General features: G+C 45.7%; 1 protein-coding gene. It reads right to left on the bottom strand.

Going from position 1 to position 1,679, the window contains the following annotated elements:
- Window positions 1-403 precede the first annotated feature (403 nt).
- On the bottom strand, window positions 404-646 hold the full coding sequence (locus IQ260_RS30410; RefSeq protein WP_193996774.1) for a hypothetical protein: 243 nt from the start codon (window positions 644-646) through the stop codon (window positions 404-406).
- Window positions 647-1,679 lie beyond the last annotated feature (1,033 nt).

The raw sequence follows: 1,679 nt of genomic DNA, 5'->3' as shown, positions 1-1,679 counted from the left end.
GTGTATACACATCTAGAAGATTGAACTGGAAAGTGGCTCTAACTCCTGCATTACCCCTCATCCTAAATCCTTCTCCCCCAGGGAGAAGGACCTTGAGTCTAGCTCCCCTTCTCTCCCAGGGAGAAGGGGTTGGGGGATGAGGGCTCGAAGCTTTGAGCTTACTCTCCGACTTGTGTATATACGGCAGCCCTAGGAATGAGAAAAGTATCACTGTCATGTATCGGACTGGGAAAATCAGCGCTATTTAAAGGTCTTTTAACAATACGTTAATCAAGTAAGCGCGAGAAAATTCTCTGCCTAAAAAAAGATTCTGTTGTTTAGACAGAGAATGGTACAGATTTGGAAAAGAGCCGCATTGTTTGAGACAGAATGGATGGTTCCTGAGATCGCCCCCTTCCTACGCCTATTCCTTAAGCGCCACCCGTTTGGTCAAAATGGCCATCACTTCATTGGCACGCCCGGTGGAGATGGGTTTACTCCAGTCGTTAGGTTCGGCATAGTGCTTTCTATGCAGGTCTTGAATGGTCAGCCGCACGGCGGTAAGGCTGCCAAATATCAGGTGACGCACCGTTTCGTATTGGTGGTCGGGCAGCGGTTCGGTGCCAGCAGTGGACGCAACTGCGCCCTGGGTGATATCGAGAAACATAAGCTTTGGTCTCCAAGTGTGGTTAAACCGTTGCCGCGTTTGAAAGCTGCAGTCGAAAAGACTACAGCCTGGCGGCTCGGTAAGAAACCAAAGCTCAAGATTCAGCTGCCCCAGTTATGTGATGCAAACCGGGGCAGCAATAGGATAAAGTATCCCAAGCCTCGGACTGCTTCGACCAGTCTAGGGTTAGCTGGCGGTGCGGTGTGTCCAGCACCTGCCGCCAGTGCTAAATATTGAGCTTTGTGGTCATGCCCAGAAGGGCGTGAGAACTAAGGTACCGCTAAGTCATTTGAAACGTCAAGCCAAAAATGTTGCGGTTGGTTACGAATCTCATGGACTTCACACGGCCATGTCCGCAGGATAGCGTTTGTTATGAAAAAAGGATATCGCACCAATCCACTGCACGTAGGTTTCTTCAGTTCAATAGAAATAATGCTTAAACCGAATAGCGTCACTACCAAGCACTCTTCTAGGGCGCGGCCCAGACAGTGGTCTGGACTAAAGGTAGAGGACCGAATGATGAACAAATCCTAAGTAGCATTAGTCTGACTATAGGAGAGACAGTTATACTGAAGCTTTCCACCTAATCACCCATATTGGTAGATTAGGCTGACGTATTTCCGCCCAATCACCCATATGAGCATCTTAGACAGAACTATTTCCACCTAATACGCTATACAGGGTAGATAGGTAGAAACTTTCCCTCTAAATAAAGAGTTCCTTCACAGTAGTACAAACGGTTGGTAGTATGCAATAAAATCTCGGAACTGCGGAAGAACAAATCGCTGGAACCGGCAACACTGTTCTAATCGAACGGCGTCTGTTTAGAACAGTGTTGCGGTTCAGCTCATATCGTTAGGCTACTTTCATGAATGTATAGGAATGCATATGATATGTAGTTTACGATTAACATTTTTATATATCTTTAAATAGTACCTTCAAGGGTAATATCAAAGATCATCAAAATCTATATCGTAAAACTAGAATTTTGATATTAGTTAGTACTGAATTGATTTACTTTTGCAAGGCGTCG

It is taken from the genome of Leptolyngbya cf. ectocarpi LEGE 11479 (genome assembly GCF_015207065.1).
In the GTDB taxonomy this organism is placed as follows: domain Bacteria; phylum Cyanobacteriota; class Cyanobacteriia; order Phormidesmidales; family Phormidesmidaceae; genus Leptothoe; species Leptothoe ectocarpi.
Note: the sequence above shows the minus strand (reverse complement) of the source record. Positions and strands in the feature narration are given on the sequence as shown.